This window comes from Actinoplanes sp. NPDC049548 (assembly GCF_040676695.1).
Classification (GTDB): Bacteria; Actinomycetota; Actinomycetes; order Mycobacteriales; family Micromonosporaceae; genus Actinoplanes.
Genome location: NZ_JBFAPM010000004.1, coordinates 75551 through 91586, shown reverse-complemented (window position 1 = coordinate 91586; position 16036 = coordinate 75551). Strand labels below are relative to the sequence as shown.

Genomic DNA, 16036 nt, shown 5'->3' with positions numbered 1-16036 from the left:
GAACCACGGTCGCCGGGTGCCCGTTGTGCGTGCACAGGATCCGGCCGGACGACAGTGGAGAGGTGGGGCGCTGATGGACACCGCGAGGCAGGGCGGATCCACCGGGAGGCCGTGGCGTGCCATCGGCGCCGTCGTCCTGGTGGCCCTGGGGGTGGTCGGTCTGGGCGTCGCGGCGTCGACACCCGCGTCGGCCCTGGACCGGCCCCACGCGATCGCCCGCCAGGAACCCACCCACGGCAAGGGCGAATACACCGTCCACTTCGACCACACCAAGGCGTACACGAAGATCATCTGTCTGAAGAGCACCACCTCGATGCGGGAGCGGAACGGCGGCAACGGTGACCGGCAGTGCTCCGGCCGGAAGGGCGTCACCGACGGCTCGTTCTCGCTGTCGATCCCCTACACGCCGGGCGACTCGGTCTACGTCGACTTCGAGATGATCACCGGTCTCGGGAACACCTCGAAGACGAAGGACAACATCCTCGTCACCGGCGCGCACAGCTGCAACATCTCGGGGATCCTGCACGCCGGCAAGCTCGACTGCGACGCCCCGATCAACGTCCAGTCGTTCTCGATACCGCCGATGAAGCCGTACGCGATCAACACCGGCGATCCCAACGACCCGACGATGTCGATCCTCAACCTCCTGGCCTGGTGCGTCACCGCCGCCGCCGTGGCCGGGCTCATCATCACCGGCGTCAACATGGCCCTGCAGCTGCGCCGCGGTGAACCGGGGGAGTTCAGCGAGCACTGGCGCGGCTTCGTCTATGTCGGCGCCGCCTGCCTCCTCGCGCTCTCCGCCGGACCGATCGTCGAATTCCTCAACCTCGGCAACTGACGCCACCCCCCCATTTCACAGGAGAAGAGACATGAGCGTTTCCGGTTTCTACTACGGCGCGGCCTCCCGGATCCTCGCCGAGGTGCCCCAGCCGGACAGTGGCGGAGCCGCACCGGACAAGTTGTCGAGCGCGGTCAAGGTGGCGCTGAACCTGCTGGCCTGGGCCGGCACCGCGGCGGGCGTCGTCGGCGTCCTGGTCACCGGCATCATGATGGCGATCTCCCACAAGCGAGGGGAGAGCTCCGAGCACATGAGCCGGCTCGGCATGGTGCTGGGCGGCTGCATCCTCGTCGCGGCCGCCGGTCCCACCGTCTCGTGGGTCTTCGAGCAAGCCGGCTGATCCTGTGGCATCCCTGTGGACCCGCAACGACGAACCGGACGACCGTCCCTTCTGGCAGCAGCGCGGCTGGCAGCTCTCGGCGGCCTTCCTCGCGGTGGTGCTCTGCGCCGGCCTCGTGGCCGTGCTCCTGGGCGGCCCGGGTGACGCCGACGCCGACCGGCGGGCGCTGTCCGGGCCGCTGATCGGGCAGCTCGGCCCGGACGGGTCGCGACCCGGCGGGTGCCGCACCGACGACAGTGACCAGGACGCCCCGACGCGGCCGCCGCGCGACGTCACCTGGCGAACGCTGAACGGTGCCCGGGTGCCGCTGTCGCGGTCCGCCGGCCCGCTGCTGACCGCCGGCCCGCTGTTGTGGTGCTTCGCGCACACGCCGATGGGTGCGGTGATGGCGGCCCACGTCATCCCGCGGCACATGAGCGGCGAGGACTGGCGTACCGCCACGCAGCAGCAGGTCGTGGCCGGTCCGGCGCGCGACATCTTCGAGGCGATGCGGTCCTCGCTGCAGCAGACGAAGCCGCAGCACACGGCGATCGCGCTGGCCGGGTTCATGGTGATGACCTACTCGCCCGAGCTGGCCACCGTCCGGCTGCTCCTGCGGCAGGGGGACACGGTCTACGCGTACACCGACTACACGGTGGCGTGGGACGGCGTGGACTGGAAGCTGCGGCCCCTGTCCACAGGGGACCTGCACACCCGGGTGACCGCCGCCAAGGCCGGGGACGGCTTCGTGATGTGGGGAGTGTGAGATGGCCGAGTGCGCGGTCGGCGACGTCGTCTGGATCGGTGATCTGGGCAAGGTCGCGGACTTCTTCGACGACGGGATCGACGGCATCCTCAACGACATCGCGAACGCGATCATGGGGGCCGCCATCGACCTGTTCAGCGACATGGCCGACGTCGGCACGCTGAGCAGCGAGGGCACCAACAACTCGATCAAGGACCAGATCAACTGGCTCGCGGTCAGCATCGCCGTCGCCTCGCTGCTGTTCGCCGCGATACGGATGGCGCTGGAACGCCGGGGTCAGCCCGGCACCACCGCGCTCAAGGGGCTCGTCCGCATGCTGGTGGTGGGTGCGGCGTCCTGGGTCGTGCTCGGCTGGCTCGCGAAACAGGCGGACTCGTACACGCAGCATCTCTACGACGCCGGGGTCAAGCAGCAGCTCGCGATCATCTCCCAGTGCGGGACGGACGGCCTCACCGCCTTCCTGCTGATCATCGTCGGCATCCTGCTGCTGCTCGCCGGCATCATCCACATCATGCTGATGTACATCCGCCTCGGCGTGATGACGCTGCTGACCGGCACGCTCCCGCTGGCGGCCGCCGCGTCGATGACCGAGTGGGGATCCTCGTGGTGGCGCAAGCACATCGCCTGGATGGTCGCCTGGCTGGTGTTCAAGCCGGCCACGGGCCTGATCCTGTACGCGGGCGCAGTGATGATCAACGCCTCCGGGGGCGACGCCAAGGAACAGAAGATCGCCGGCTGCGGCGTCCTGCTGCTGGCCGCGGTGGCGCTGCCCGCCCTCCTCAGGCTCGTCGTCCCGGCGGCAGCGGCCCTCGGGTCCGGTGACGGGATGAGCGCCACGGCCGGTGCCGCGGGTGCGGCGGCGGGGGCCGCCGCCACCGGCGCCAAGGTCGTCTCGGGTGGCGGCCGGGGCTTGGCCGCGGGCGGCAAGGGCCTGCAGGCGGCCGGTGCCCGGGTCAGCGGCGCTGCCGCCGCGGCCGGTGCAGGCGCGGCCGCCGCCGGACGCGCATCCGGTGGCGGCAACGGGTCCAGTGGCGGCGGCTCCACGTCCGGCGGGGGCGGCGGCTCCGCGTCGGGCGGCTCCGCGTCCGGTGGCGGCGGCGAGGTCTCGGGTACGAGAAGGGCCGTCGGCGGCATCCTGGCCGGCGCCGGAGCCGCGGCGGCCTGGGGCGGGCAGGCGGTACGCGCCGGCGGTGCCGCGGCCGGCGGCGCGGCTCGCGCGACGGGCGCGGTCACCGGCGCCGCGGCCGGCCTGCACCGGCATGCCAGCGGCATCGGCAACAGCGCCCTGCCCGGCGAGCACGACGGCGAGGGGCGCTGAGTCTAGGCTCGTCGCATGCGAGTGGTGATCGCCGACGACGCCGTTCTCCTCCGGGAAGGCCTGGTCCGGCTCCTGGAGGAGAACGGCTGCACCGTCGTGGCGGCCGTCGGAGACGGCCCGTCCCTGGTCGACGCGATCGTCGCCCACGAGCCCGACGTGTCCATCGTCGACGTGCGCATGCCCCCGTCCCACACCGACGAGGGGCTGCGCGCGGCGGTCGAGGCGCGCAAGCGGGTGCCGGGAAGCCCGGTTCTGGTGCTGTCCCAGTACGTCGAGGTCGAGTACGCCGACGACCTGCTGGCCGACCGGCTCGGCGCGGTCGGCTACCTGCTCAAGGACCGGGTCTCGGAGGTGCGGGATTTCCTGGACGCGTTGCGCCGGGTGGCCGGCGGCGCGACCGTGCTCGACCCCGAGGTCGTCGGTCAGCTCCTGGTCCGGCGCCGGCGTGACGACCCGCTGCGCAACCTGACGCCGCGCGAGCGGGAGGTGCTGGGTCTCATGGCCGAGGGGCGGTCCAACACCGCCATCGCCCGCAAGATCGTGGTGACCGAGGGCGCGGTGGAGAAGCACGTCCGCAACATCTTCACCAAGCTCGACCTGCCGCCGGACGAGGAGCAGCACCGCCGCGTCCTGGCCGTGCTCACCTATCTGCAGAGCTGACCGGTCAGAAGAACTCGTCGAGCAACCGGTAGAAGTCCCGCTTCGCCGGGTCGGGCGAAATGCCGTACCGGGCCAGGAAGCGGTCGGCGTCGCCGGTGCCGAACTGCGGGTTGATGTCGTCCTCCAGCGACCGGGTCGTCAAGGCCAGGTCCACCCAGCGGTCCGCGACGCCCAGCCGGCCCGTGTCGATCACGCCGGTCACCTCGAACGTCACCGGGTCGAGCAGAACGTTCGGCAGGCACAGGTCGCCGTGGCAGACGACCAGGTCCTCGTCCGGAGGGCGAGTGGCGAGCAGCCGTTCGACGAGCTGTTCGCGCGACCAGCCGGCGCGTTCGTCGTCGAGCATGTCCAGCGCGACGTCCGCGGCGAGCGCCTCCGGGACCGTGACGGCCAGCCGCCGGTCGAAGGGGCACTCCGCTACCGGCAGCGCGTGCAGCCGGCAGGTGAGCTCGGCGAGCGCGTCGACCACCCGGGGCCGGTCGGCCGCGGGCCAGGGATCGCTCGCAGGCCGGCCCGGGACCTCGGCCGTCTCGAGCAGGCCCGGGCGGCAGGCGAGCACCTCGGCTGCCGGGATGCCGGCCGCACGCAGCCAGGTCAGGCGCTCGCCCTCGGCGACGAGATCGTGGCCGGCGTCGTCGGACGTCTTGCGGTAGACCCCGGCCCGGCGGGTCACCACCGCGCCGGACAGGCCGGTCGTCACCGTCTCCCACATCGAGCAAGCGTCGCACTCGGTGGTGGTGCTAGCCCTACCGGGCACCCGGTGGCTGGCCGGGTCGTTTCGGCGTCCCCGGATTTCTAGCGTCAGTGGGCATGAAGCACAGGGAGAACGTCACCGGAATCGCGGCACGTGCCGCCGTGTGGAGCGCCCGGCACCGCACTCTGGCGATCCTCGGCTGGATCGCCTTCGTCGTCGGCATCACCATCCTCAGTGGACAGCTGGGAACCCGGGAGGCCACGGCGGGCGACCAGGGGCACGGCGAGTCGGGCCGGGCCGACCGGATCGTCGAGCAGGCCGGCTTCCCCGTGCAACCGGCCGGGGAGATGGTCATCGTCCAGGGTGCGCGCCGCGAGGCTGCGGTCGCCGACGTCACCCGTACGCTGAAGGCCCGGGCCGAGGTCGCCGACGTCAGCGACCCGCTGGTCTCGCCGGACGGGGCCTCGACGCTCATCCCCTTCACCGTGAAGGGCGACCCCGAGACCGCCAAGGACCGGGTTCAGCCTCTGCTCGACGCCATCGCCGGGGTGCAGGGGCGACACCCGGGCCTCTACGTCGCCGAGGCGGGCGACGCCAGCGGCGACAAGCTCATCGGTGACTCGCTCGACGAGGGTCTGAACCGCCTGTCGATGCTGTCCATCCCGATCACCCTCGGCATCCTGCTGGTCGCGTTCGGCGCGGTGGTCGCCGCGCTGCTGCCGGTCGGCCTCGCCGTGACCGCCGTGGTCGGCGCCGTCGGCTTGCTCGCGGGGGCGAGCCGCCTGGTGCCGGCCGTCGACACCACGATGCACGTGATGCTGCTCGTCGGCCTCGCGGTCGGCGTCGACTACTGCCTGTTCTACATCCGCCGGGAACGCGACGAGCGCCGCCAGGGCGCCGATCCGCACCGCGCCCTGGTCATCGCCGCGCAGACCTCGGGCCGCTCCATCTGGGTGTCCGGCCTCACCGTGATCGTCGCCATGGCCGGCATGTTCCTGACGTACGACGCGACGTTCCAGAGCTTCGCGGTCGGCACGATCCTCGTGGTGGCCACCGCCGTGCTGGGCTCGCTGACCGTACTGCCGGCGCTGCTCTCGGCCCTGGGCGACCGGGTCGACGCCATCAAGCTCCCGGGCCTGTACCGGCGGCGCTCCGAGGGCCGGGTCTGGAACGCGGTGCTGCGGGTCGTCCTCGCGAAGCCGCTGCTGTCGGCCGTGGTGGCGGTCGCGGCCCTCGCGACGCTGGCGGCGCCCATGCTCGACCTGCGGACCAAGGGCGAGGGCCTGGGCGACCTGTCCCCGAAGGCGCCCATCGTGCAGGCCTTCACCCGGATCAACGCGGCCTTCCCGAGCGAGACCTCGCCCGCCGAGGTGGTCGTGCAGGCAACGACCGTCCGGGGGCCCGAGTTCGAGGCCGCGCTGGCCGGCTTCAAGCGCGCCGCGCAGGCCACGGGCCGGCTCCGCGAGCCGATCGACGTGCGGGTCAATCCCGCGGGCACGGTCGCGGTCGTGTCGGTGGGCCTTCCCGGCGACGGCAGCGACCGTACGTCCGAACAAGCGCTCGAAACCCTCCGGGCGACCGTGGCGCCGCAGGCGTTCGGCAAGCTCCCGGGCGCGACGGTGGCGGTCACCGGCGAGACCGCGAGCAGCGTCGACTTCAACCGCCGGCTGGACGCGTCGCTGCCGTGGGTGTTCGGCTTCGTCCTGGGCCTGGCGTTCCTGCTGCTGCTCGTCTCGTTCCGCTCGGTCGTGGTGGCGGCGACCGGTGTCGTGCTGAACCTGCTCTCCGTCGCCGCGGCGTACGGGATGCTGGTCTACGTCTTCCAGTACGGCCACTTCGAGTCGCTGCTCGACTTCCGGGCGGCCGGCGGCATCACCAACTGGATGCCGCTCTTCCTGTTCATCATCCTGTTCGGACTGTCGATGGACTACCACGTGTTCGTGCTCAGCCGCATCCGCGAGGGACACGACCGCGGCCTGTCGACCCGCGACGCTGTCGCCCGCGGCATCGGCGGCACGGCCGGCGTCATCACCAGCGCGGCCGTGGTGATGGTGGCCGTGTTCGCCCTGTTCGCGACGCTCCCGCTGATCTCGACCAAGGAGCTCGGGGTCGGTCTGGCGGCCGCGGTGCTGCTGGACGCCACGATCATCCGGGCGGTGCTGCTGCCGGCGGTGATGGCGCTGCTGGGCGAGAAGAACTGGTGGCTGCCGCGCTGGCTGGGCTGGCTCCCTCAGGTGGCGCACGAGCCGCCGCCGGTCGCAGCGGCCGGGGTGGGCGAGGAGCGTGAACTGGTGCCCGCCGCCTGACCACGCGAAAGGGCGACCGCCGTGGCGGTCGCCCTTTTCGCCGTGCGAGGGGGTCAGCTCTTGAAGGCGTCCTTGATGTTCTCGCCGGCCTGCTTGAGCTTCGAGCTGCTCTGGTCGGCCTTGCCCTCGGCCTCGAGCTTCTCGTCGTCGGTCGCCCGGCCGACGCCCTCCTTGACCTTGCCGCCCAGCTCCTCGGCCTTGTTGTCGATCTTGTCGTCGGTGCCCATGGAAACCTCCCGGGGAAGCGATGCCTACGTGACTCCTGTACCCCGGCCACAGGCCCCGCAACCCCGCACCTCGCGTCCCTTCGGGCACACCCTTCGGGTCACGCCGTGGCGACGGTCTCCGCCGTGGACGGCATCAGGGACTGCTTAGCGGCGAGCAGCTCGCTGAGGCGGGCCGGCGGCATCGGCCGGGCGAAGTGGTAGCCCTGTGCCGCGATGTAGCCCAGTGACAGCAGCTGCTCCGCCTGGTCGGCCGTCTCGACGCCCTCGGCCACCGCGTGCAGGCCGAGCGCCTGCGCCAGGTGGATCACCGCGGCCGAGACCGGCGGGCGGTCGTCGACCTGGGACTGGGTGAACGAGCGGTCCAGCTTGATCTCGTCGATCGGGCAGTCGTGCAGCAGCGTCAGGGTCGAGTGGCCGGTGCCGAAGTCGTCGAGCGACACGCGTACGCCCATCTTGCGCAGCCGGAGCAGGTTGACCACCGACGGGCCGGGCTCCAGCGCCATGGTCTCGGTGATCTCCAGCACGACCCGCTCGGGAGCGATGGCGAACTCGGTCAGCAGTGCCGCCACGTGCTCGGCGAAGCCCGGCTCGCGCAGGTCGCGGGCCGATATGTTGACGTTCAGCACCTGCGGGGCGGCGTCGCCGTGAACGGCGTTCCACTCCGCGAGCTGGGCGAACGACGTTCGCATGACCCAGTGTCCCAGCGGCACGATCAGGCCGGTCCGTTCCGCGACCGGGATGAAGGCGTCCGGCGCCAGCGTGCCGCGGACCGGGTGGGCCCAGCGGACGAGGGCCTCCGCGCCCATGATGTGGCCGTCGTCCAGCGAGACGATCGGCTGGTACAGCAGGAACAGCTGGTCGTTCGCGATCGCGTCGCGCAGCTCCGTGCCGAGGTCGCTGCCGCTGACCGACATGCTCGGGTCGAAGTGCAGGCAGGCCGTGCCGTGCAGGTTCTTGGCGGCGTACATCGCGATGTCGGCGTGGCGCAGCAGCACCGAGGGCTTGTCGCCGGAGCGGCCGTCGGCGATGCCGATGCTGGCCCGGATGGGCAGCTCGTGGCCGTCGGCGTACACGGGCTGGCGCAGGGCGTTCATCATCCGCTCGGCGGCCAGGTCGGCGGCGGCCGGGTCGGCGTCGTCGAGGACCACGACGAACTCGTCGCCGCCGAGCCGGGCGACGGTGTCCTCGGCGCGGACGCAGGCCTCGAGGCGCTTGGCCACGCCGACCAGCAGCTGGTCGCCGACCTCGTGCCCGAGGGTGTCGTTGACCTCCTTGAAGTCGTCGAGGTCGATCAGCGCCACGGCCACCGGGCGGTCGCCGGGGGTGGCCAGGGCCTTCTCCAGCCGGCTGTGGAACAGCACCCGGTTCGGCAGCTGGGTCAGGCCGTCGTGGGTGGCGCTGTGGTCGAGGCGGGCCAGCAGCCGGCTGTTGTCGCGGAACGCGGTGAGCTGGCGCAGCACCACCAGCGCGGTCAGCAGCACGGCGGAGCCCACGACGACCATCTCGTCGGCGCCGTCCGACCAGGTCACGGACAGCAGCAGCCCGTCGACCGCGGCGACCGCGGCGTACGGAAGCACGCTGAACGACCGCTGCTGGGCCGGCACCACGCCGCGGCGCTTGCCGCCGGGCGCCGTGCGCTGGCGGGCGGCCGCGAGCAGGGCGAGGTAGTAGATGAACGGCGTGCTGACCATGTCGGGGAACAGGTGCGGGTCGACCGCCTCGAACCACGGCCGGAACATGGGGGCGACGGCGCCCACGAACATGGCCACGGCGAGCAGGCGCAGGGCCTCGTTGTCGACGTGCGAGTGGCTGGACAGCACGAACTTCGCGACCGCGAACACCGCCAGCAGGGCGATGATCGTCACCAGCAGCGACAGGAAGATGCCGGTGTCGTCGCCGTTGTGCAGCGCCGACCGGGTCGAGAAGTGCCAGAGGAACACCGCGGCGGCGAGCATGAGCGTGCCGGCGTCGAGCACCACGCGCAGCAGCTCGCCGGGGGACTGGCGGCCGAGCGGGAGCCGGAAGAGCGCGTACATGATGATCAGCACGCCGAGACCCGCACCGACCAGCATGACCGGGCCGGTCTGCGGCCCGTGGGGCGCCTCTTCGGCCAGGACGTCGAAGGCCTGCGAGGACACGCCGATGCCGATGACCACCGCGGCGGCCGTCAGATGCCGCCAGAACCGCCGGGTGGCGGGCAGCAGCGACGGGGTCCTGACGGTACGCACGAAGCCCGCGACCAGGAAGGCGGCGGACACGGCGGTCGGCACCCACAGGAGCACCCGCGGTCCCACCGGGTGGATCAGGTTGACGGTGAACCAGAGGGCCGCGACGAGCGCGCACACGGCGGAGGCGCGCAGCAGCCGGTCTGATTTGTGCACGCTCACTCCCTCGACTTCCGGTTCGGTACCGCACCCATCGGTCGCGCGAAGCCCGGCGTGAGAGATTGCGGCTCGCCTCACCGCGGACGCGTTCCGGACAACCGGGGTTTCACCTTTCGTCATCCGCGGGGTCGAGCGTGATCGGTATGGATACCGTGCTGCTGTCGGTGGTCGTGCCGGTGTACCGGGTCGAGGGCTATCTGTACCAGTGCCTCGAGTCGATCCGCGCCGGGCTGACCCCCGAGGAGTCGGCGGCCGTCGAGGTGATCGCCGTCGACGACGCGTCGCCGGACGGCTGCGGGACGATGCTGGACGCGTACGCGGACCGCCACGGCGACCTGCGGGTGGTGCACCTGAGCCACAACGTGGGCCTGGGCCTCGCCCGCAACGCCGGCCTCGCCGAGGCCCGCGGCGAGTACGTCTGGTTCGTCGACAGCGACGACTGGCTCCCGGCCGGCTCGGTCCGCGCCGTGCTGGACCGCCTCCGCGCGGAGCGGCCCGACGTCCTGCTCGTCGACCATCTGCGCGTCCACGAGAACGGCCGGCTCGAGCCCGACGCCAGCAGCGGCGTCCTCAAGGACCCGCGGCTCACCAGCCTCATCAAGCTCCAGCACACCGCCTGGAACAGGATCGTGCGCCGCGGCCTGCTCGACGAGCTGGACCTGCGCTTCCTGCCCGGTTGGTACGAGGACGTCCCGTTCAGCAACCCGGTGCTCATCGCCGCGGACCGGATCTCGGTGCTGGACCGGGTCTGCTACCACTACCGGGTCGGCCGGCTGGGCGCGATCACCGCGACCCGCAGCGACCGGCACTTCGAGGCCTTCGACCAGTACGACCGGATGCTCGCCTGGGTCGCCGCCCGCGATCCCGAGCCCTGGCTGCGTCACCAGTTGTTCACCTTGATGGTCAACCACCTGCTGGTGGTCGCCGGTAATGACGGCCGCCTGCACCCGGCCCGCCGCCGCGCCTTCTTCCGGCGCATCGTCGCCCACTACCGCCGCTACGTGCCCGCCGACTATCCGGGCCACCCGGGGATCAAGCACCGCCTGGTCCGGCTGGGCAGCTACCCCGTGTATGCGGGGTTGCGGCACGCGTACCGGATCGGCAGGCGCGACCCCGAGCTGTCACCTGCGGTTCGCCCGGCCCTCGCCTCGGCGCCACAACAGGCTCAAACAGCGACCATACGGTGACGCCTCCACGAGGAGAAACGTGAGAGGTGTGCCCCGGGTGCTGCGTGCTGCTGTCGATGCTGATCGGGACACGGTGCTCGCGTGGCGCAACCATCCGGATGTCCGTGCGGTCAGCCTCACCACCCATGTGATCTCGCCGGAGGAGCACGCGACGTGGTGGGAAGCCGCCATGAAGGACCCCCGGCGGCACATCCTGATCTTCCAGGATCGGGGCGTCGTGCTCTTCGACCTGCGGGCGGACCCGCCGAGCTGGAGCTTCTACCTCGACGTGGCCGGCCTGGGCGGGAACCTCCTGCCGGCCTGGATGCGGCTGGAGCAGGCCGCGGTCCGGTACGCCTTCGACGACCTCGGGCTGGACCGGCTCGGCGGCGAGACGCTGGCCACCAACGCCCAGGTGCTCGCCCTGCACCGGCGCTTCGGGTTCCGGGAGACGAGGCGCTACGAACGGCTGATCGACGGTACGCCGCAGACCGTGGTGTGGACCGAGAAAGAGAGAGTGCAGTGAACGTCGACGACGTGGAGATCGGTGCGGGACACCGGCCGTACATCGTGGCCGAGATGTCCGGCAACCACAACGGCTCCCTCGACCGGGCCCTCGCCCTGGTGGACGCGGCCGCGGACGCCGGCGCGCACGCCATCAAGATCCAGACCTACACGGCCGACACCATGACCGTCGACGTGAAGCACCCGCGGTTCCAGATCTCCAAGGGTCACGAGCTGTGGGGCGACGAGTACCTCTACCAGCTCTACGAGCGGGCGCACACGCCGTGGGAGTGGCACGACGCGATCTTCGAACGGGCCCGCGAACGGGGTCTGACGCCGTTCTCCAGCCCGTTCGACCGGACGGCGGTGGAGCTGCTCGAGAAGCTCGGTGCCCCGATGTACAAGATCGCCTCGTCGGAGATCACCGACCTGCCGCTGATCCGGCTCTGCGCGGGCACGGGCAAGCCGCTGATCATCTCCACCGGCATGGCGAGCGTGCAGGAGATCGCCGCCGCGGTGGACGCCGCCCGCGGCGCCGGGTGCACGGACATCGTCGTGCTCTCCTGCACCGCGTCCTACCCGGCGCCTCCCGAGCACACCAACCTGCGGCGCATACCGGTGCTGGCCGAGGCGTTCCGGGTGCCGATCGGGCTGAGTGACCACACGCTCGGCATCGGCGTACCGGTGGCGAGCGTGGCGTTCGGCGCCTGTCTCATCGAGAAGCACGTCACGCTGGACCGCGGGGACGGCGGCGTCGACTCGGCGTTCTCCCTCGAGCCGCAGGAGCTCGCGGCCCTCGTGGTCGAGAGCGAGCGGGCCTGGCAGGCGCTGGGCACCACCTCCATCGGCCCGACCGAGGCCGAGAAGGAGGGCCTGCGCTTCCGCCGCTCGCTGTACGTGGTGGCCGACGTCAAGGCGGGCGACGTGCTCACCGAGGCGAACGTCCGCTCCATCCGCCCCACCGGAGGCCTGGCCCCGGACGCCATCGGCATGGTGCTCGGGCGCACCTTCCAGCGGGACGCGGCCAAGGGCACGCCGCTGTCCTGGGACCTGATCTGAGAGGCACGAAGAACGGTGTGGCTGAACGCGAACGCGAAGGAACTCCAGTGGTTCCTGGAGGCGGCGACGGTGTACTGGGAGAAGAACCTCCCCCGGCCGGCTGACGACGCGGTGATCGTGGTGGAGGCGTTCCACCAGGACATCCGCGTGAACCTGCGCAACCTGGCGTTCGCGAACGCCGTTCGTCGCCTGCACCCGGCGCGGATGGTGGTGCTGACCGGCGTCGAGGACCAGTGGATGAAGACGCTGTGGAGCGGCTTCGACGTCGACGTGGTGCGCAAGGTGGCGGAGGCCTTCGCCGCCTCCGAGGTGATCGACGTCTGGGACAGCGTTCGCCGTTCCGGAACGCCGGCCCGGGAGGACGAGACGATCGTCGCGTACACCGACGCGACGTACTGCCGGCTGGCGAAGGTGCCGCGGCTCCCGGGCGGCTACCGGTCGCGGGCGGACTACAAGCTGCGGCACACCTACGCCACGCGGCTCGCGGACTTCTACGACGAGCTGATGCGGCGCAACGTGGTCGCGCTCGTGACCAGCCACGTCGACTACGACCAGTGGGGGCTGGCGGTCGAGTCCGCCCGGCGTGCCGGGATCCCGATCATCCACACCCAGCAGACCGGTTGCCTGAAGGCGTACGGGCTCTTCCCGGAGACCGACACCGGCACCGGCACGTTCCGCGAGGAGCTGACCCGGCAGATCGGCGACGTCTTCGAGACCCAGGTCTGGACCCGGCGCGAGCAGTTGCGGCCCACCGCCGAGCTGGTCGCCTGGCGGGCCAAGGTCAACCTCGGCCGGCCGAGCTGGTGGCGTGGCGGCGTCACCGCCTCCGTCGACCTCAACAACCCCGCCGAGCGGGCCCGGCTGCGCACCCACGTCGTGGACCGCCTGGGCTTCGACCCGGCCACGCCGGTGGTGACCGTTTTCAACCACGCGGTCTCGGATGCGCTCGGCACCAACCGCGAGCTCTTCCCCAGCCTCGCCGACTGGTTCGCGGACACGGCGGCGCACGCGGCGGAGAACACCGGCGCGCAGTGGCTGTTCCTCGACCATCCGAGCCAGGCCCTCTACGACGCCACCGGGTTCTTCGACTCCGTCGCGGCGAAGTACAAGCGCGTGAAGCACATGGCGTTCCGGCCCAGCGCCACGTTCAGCAAGAACGCGCTGTGGAGCCTCACCGACCTCGGCGTCACCGTGCGGGGCAGCGTCAGCAACGAGCTGCCCGCGTACGGGATACCGGTGATCCAGGCGGGCTGGTCGGAGTGGAGCTCGTGCGGGCTCTCCACGGTCGTCGACGACCAGGACGCGTACTGGAAGACCCTCGAGCAGAGCATCACCGCCATCCGCGACGGCGCCGACCTGGTCACCGAGGAGCAGGTCCGGCGCGCCCGGCTCTGGCTGTGGTTGTACCGCAGCGGCACCGACGTGGTGACGCCGCTGGTGCCGCAGTGGGAGGTCTGGCCGGCGGACACCCTGCTCAAGACCATGCGTGCCACGTTCCGGCACATCGAGGCCGACGCCGATCCGCTCTTCGCCTCGGTCGAGCGCATGTGGACGCGCAAGGAGCCGATGCTGACCAGGACGGACTTCGCGGCGTGACCGACTGCACCGCAGCGAAGCAAGGGCCAGGAGGGCACGCCTTGGAGGTACAGGCATGATCGGATCCTGGTTCGCCACCGACTACGACGAGCCGCAGCACGTCATCGAGGGGCTGCCGGTCGAGGTGGGCAGCGGCCGCGACCCCGGCCTGTGCATCGTCGACCAGGTGGTCCGCGGCGCCGCGATCGTCGGGCGGGTGACCGGCGACTACGGCGCCGTCGGGCTCAAGGTGAGCAGCCCCGGCGTGCCGACCCGGGTCTCGGTCGCGATCCACCTCGACGAGACCGGCACCCGATGGTGGTCCGACCGGGTGCGCCCGCCGCGCCTCGCCCCCGAACTGCCCCGGGTGGTGCTGGTCCGCGCGCAGGGCGAGCTGCGCGGTGCCGCCGTGCTGGCGCGGCGGCAGGGTCTGCGCCGGGCCGGCGGCGCGAAGGTCACCGTCGAGTTCGACCTGGCCGCGGCCGAGCTCGACGGCGACGGTCTGCTCATGGTCGAGCTCGCCGAACCCCCGCGGCCCGAGTGGGTGCACGGCCGGGTCGCCGCGCGTTCCGCGCTGGGGGTCCGCATCGACAAGATTTCGGTACGCGCACAGCCGCCGACAACCGCAACACCGGTGCCGGACGGCTTCACGGGTGGTGACCTGGCGCTGCTACCACCCGGCGGCCCCGAACGGTTCCGGCTCGAGACGTCGCCGGTCACCCCGGCACCGCCCCTGCCACGCTCGCCGTCGACCAAGCTGACCCGCCGCAAGCCCGCCCGCGCCGGCTTCAAGGTCCTGCGGGCCGCCCGCCGCGCCGGCACCCGCGTCATCGCCGAGGTGCACAAGTCGCGGCCGGGCGCCGGCACCGGTGTGCGGGCGATCGACCTGCTCACCGGCGTACCGGTGAATCTGGAGCTGGTGAAGCGGGAAGCCGAAGCGCTCGAACTGCGCCGGACCACTCCGGCCGAGGGTCCGATCCTGATCGGTCTCGACCCGGGCGACCGGGGGCTGTCGTGCCGCATCGCGGTGCCGGACCGATGATCCACCGCCCGGCGCTCGGCGCCGACCCGGCCCGCAACCGCCGCCTGCTGCAGGAAGCGCTGGAGACCGCGCCCGCCGGAAAGCTCGAGCTGCCACCCGGCACGTACGGGATCAGCGACGGCCTCCGCGTGCCCGGCGGCTGGACCATCCGCGGTTCGGAGGTCGCCGGCGCGAACGGCGGACGGCCGGGAACCTGGCTGGAGTCGATGGGCACCACCGGGCACCCCGTCCTGCACATCCTCGGCTCGGACGTGTCGGTCAGCGACCTGGGCCTGCGCCCGCCACCGGCCGACCCGGGCGAGCACGGCGGTGACCGAGGAACCGCGATCACGGTGGGGGACTACCTCTACGCGGCGACCCCCGACTGGATCGCCCGCGTCGACATCCGCCGCGTCCACGTGGAACGACCGGCCGGGAAACACGCGAACTGCGTGGCGCTCATGGGCGCAGTCCGCGATATCACCCTGCACGACCTGACGATCCGCGGCGGCTACACCGGCGTCGCCGTTCACTGGGGTGCCGTCGGAACGGACGTCTCGACGATCACCGGCCCGACGTACCACCCGCACCGGCTCACCGTCACGGACCTGCGGGTCAGCGACGCCATCGAAGGCTTCTACCTCAGCTCGGTGCACGAGGTGCGGGTCGAGGGCGCCTGCCTGCGCGACGTCGAGATGGGCTTCCGCCTGCTCCCCGGCGACAACACCGACCGCTTCGTGACCACTGGCGACGTGGGCTCGGCCATCGACATCTCGGACGTCTGCGTCCGCTGGCACGGCCCCCGGTACGCGGTGCGCGTCGCCGGCTGGGGCCGCAGCGAGATCGACGGCGTGGTGAGCGTGCTGCGCTACCGCGACACGGCGATCCGCAACTGCCGGCTGCGCGGAACGGGCACGGGCGAGTCGTGGTCGCCGATCCTCATGGAACGCGCTACGGGCGTCGCCATCCACGACATCTCTGTCGATTCGACCATTCCGGTCGGATCGGCAGCATGCTGCCCCCGAGCGAAGACGCGAGACTGAGGCGCCGGAGTCCAGACTCGCCTACAGTGGACGCCCAACGCGAGTGACGTCCGGCCGCCGGCGGTGGACCGGACGCAGCGCCCCTCGGACGAGGCCGGGGGTGGACGCCGCCACGTCCACCCCCGGCCTCCCGCGCCGCGACCGCCGCAGCGCCTC

At 71.8% G+C, this 16036-nt stretch carries 15 protein-coding genes; 12 read left to right on the top strand and 3 right to left on the bottom strand.

Annotation, left to right across the window (positions count from 1 at the left end; translation table 11 throughout):
* The first annotated feature begins 73 nt into the window (after positions 1-73).
* From AB0J80_RS10240 to AB0J80_RS10220, 5 genes are read left to right on the top strand one after another with little or no spacing between them, the layout of a single operon-like run.
* The gene (locus AB0J80_RS10240; protein WP_364702852.1) at positions 74-838 is read left to right on the top strand and encodes a hypothetical protein; all 765 of its coding nucleotides are present in this window, start codon (positions 74-76) and stop codon (positions 836-838) included.
* Positions 839-869: 31 nt separating this feature from the next.
* A complete protein-coding gene (locus AB0J80_RS10235) occupies positions 870-1178 on the top strand; it encodes a hypothetical protein (RefSeq protein WP_364702850.1) in 309 nt (102 codons plus the stop codon).
* Positions 1179-1182: 4 nt separating this feature from the next.
* On the top strand, positions 1183-1923 hold the full coding sequence (locus AB0J80_RS10230) for a hypothetical protein (RefSeq protein WP_364702847.1): 741 nt from the start codon (positions 1183-1185) through the stop codon (positions 1921-1923).
* A 1-nt stretch (position 1924) separates the two neighbouring features.
* Positions 1925-3241 (top strand): hypothetical protein, encoded by a 1317-nt coding sequence (locus AB0J80_RS10225; RefSeq protein ID WP_364702844.1) that lies wholly within the window; start codon positions 1925-1927, stop codon positions 3239-3241.
* Positions 3242-3256: 15 nt separating this feature from the next.
* Complete coding sequence (locus tag AB0J80_RS10220) at positions 3257-3901, top strand: response regulator transcription factor (RefSeq protein WP_364702842.1); 645 nt, start codon at positions 3257-3259, stop codon at positions 3899-3901.
* Positions 3902-3905: 4 nt separating this feature from the next.
* Here AB0J80_RS10220 and AB0J80_RS10215 read toward each other — a convergent pair whose 3' ends face one another.
* Entirely contained in the window at positions 3906-4613 is a 708-nt protein-coding gene (locus AB0J80_RS10215; protein ID WP_364702839.1) for an APH(3') family aminoglycoside O-phosphotransferase, read from the bottom strand.
* A gap of 98 nt (positions 4614-4711) precedes the next feature.
* On the opposite strand from AB0J80_RS10215, the gene AB0J80_RS10210 reads away from it, so the two are divergent.
* Complete coding sequence (locus tag AB0J80_RS10210) at positions 4712-6901, top strand: MMPL family transporter (RefSeq protein WP_364702836.1); 2190 nt, start codon at positions 4712-4714, stop codon at positions 6899-6901.
* A gap of 53 nt (positions 6902-6954) precedes the next feature.
* On the opposite strand, the gene AB0J80_RS10205 is transcribed toward AB0J80_RS10210, so the two are convergent.
* On the bottom strand, positions 6955-7128 hold the full coding sequence (locus tag AB0J80_RS10205; protein ID WP_364702833.1) for a CsbD family protein: 174 nt from the start codon (positions 7126-7128) through the stop codon (positions 6955-6957).
* A 98-nt stretch (positions 7129-7226) separates the two neighbouring features.
* Positions 7227-9509 (bottom strand): EAL domain-containing protein, encoded by a 2283-nt coding sequence (locus tag AB0J80_RS10200; RefSeq protein WP_364702831.1) that lies wholly within the window; start codon positions 9507-9509, stop codon positions 7227-7229.
* 146 nt (positions 9510-9655) lie between these two features.
* Between AB0J80_RS10200 and AB0J80_RS10195 the strand changes: the two genes are divergently transcribed.
* Genes AB0J80_RS10195 through AB0J80_RS10170 form a run of 6 tightly spaced genes read left to right on the top strand, consistent with a single transcriptional unit; the run spans position 9656 to position 15880 of the window.
* Positions 9656-10699 carry a glycosyltransferase gene (locus AB0J80_RS10195; RefSeq protein WP_364702828.1) on the top strand — a complete coding sequence of 348 codons (1044 nt, stop codon included), beginning with the start codon at positions 9656-9658 and terminating at the stop codon, positions 10697-10699.
* A gap of 28 nt (positions 10700-10727) precedes the next feature.
* Complete coding sequence (locus AB0J80_RS10190) at positions 10728-11204, top strand: GNAT family N-acetyltransferase (RefSeq protein WP_364703678.1); 477 nt, start codon at positions 10728-10730, stop codon at positions 11202-11204.
* Positions 11201-12241 carry a pseudaminic acid synthase gene (gene pseI / locus AB0J80_RS10185; protein ID WP_364702825.1) on the top strand — a complete coding sequence of 347 codons (1041 nt, stop codon included), beginning with the start codon at positions 11201-11203 and terminating at the stop codon, positions 12239-12241. Before AB0J80_RS10190 ends, pseI begins: the two co-directional genes overlap by 4 nt.
* A 15-nt stretch (positions 12242-12256) precedes the next feature.
* Complete coding sequence (locus tag AB0J80_RS10180) at positions 12257-13837, top strand: hypothetical protein (protein ID WP_364702822.1); 1581 nt, start codon at positions 12257-12259, stop codon at positions 13835-13837.
* Positions 13838-13892: 55 nt separating this feature from the next.
* Complete coding sequence (locus AB0J80_RS10175) at positions 13893-14858, top strand: hypothetical protein (protein ID WP_364702820.1); 966 nt, start codon at positions 13893-13895, stop codon at positions 14856-14858.
* Entirely contained in the window at positions 14855-15880 is a 1026-nt protein-coding gene (locus AB0J80_RS10170; protein WP_364702817.1) for a hypothetical protein, read from the top strand. Before AB0J80_RS10175 ends, AB0J80_RS10170 begins: the two co-directional genes overlap by 4 nt.
* The last annotated feature ends 156 nt before the right edge of the window (positions 15881-16036 follow it).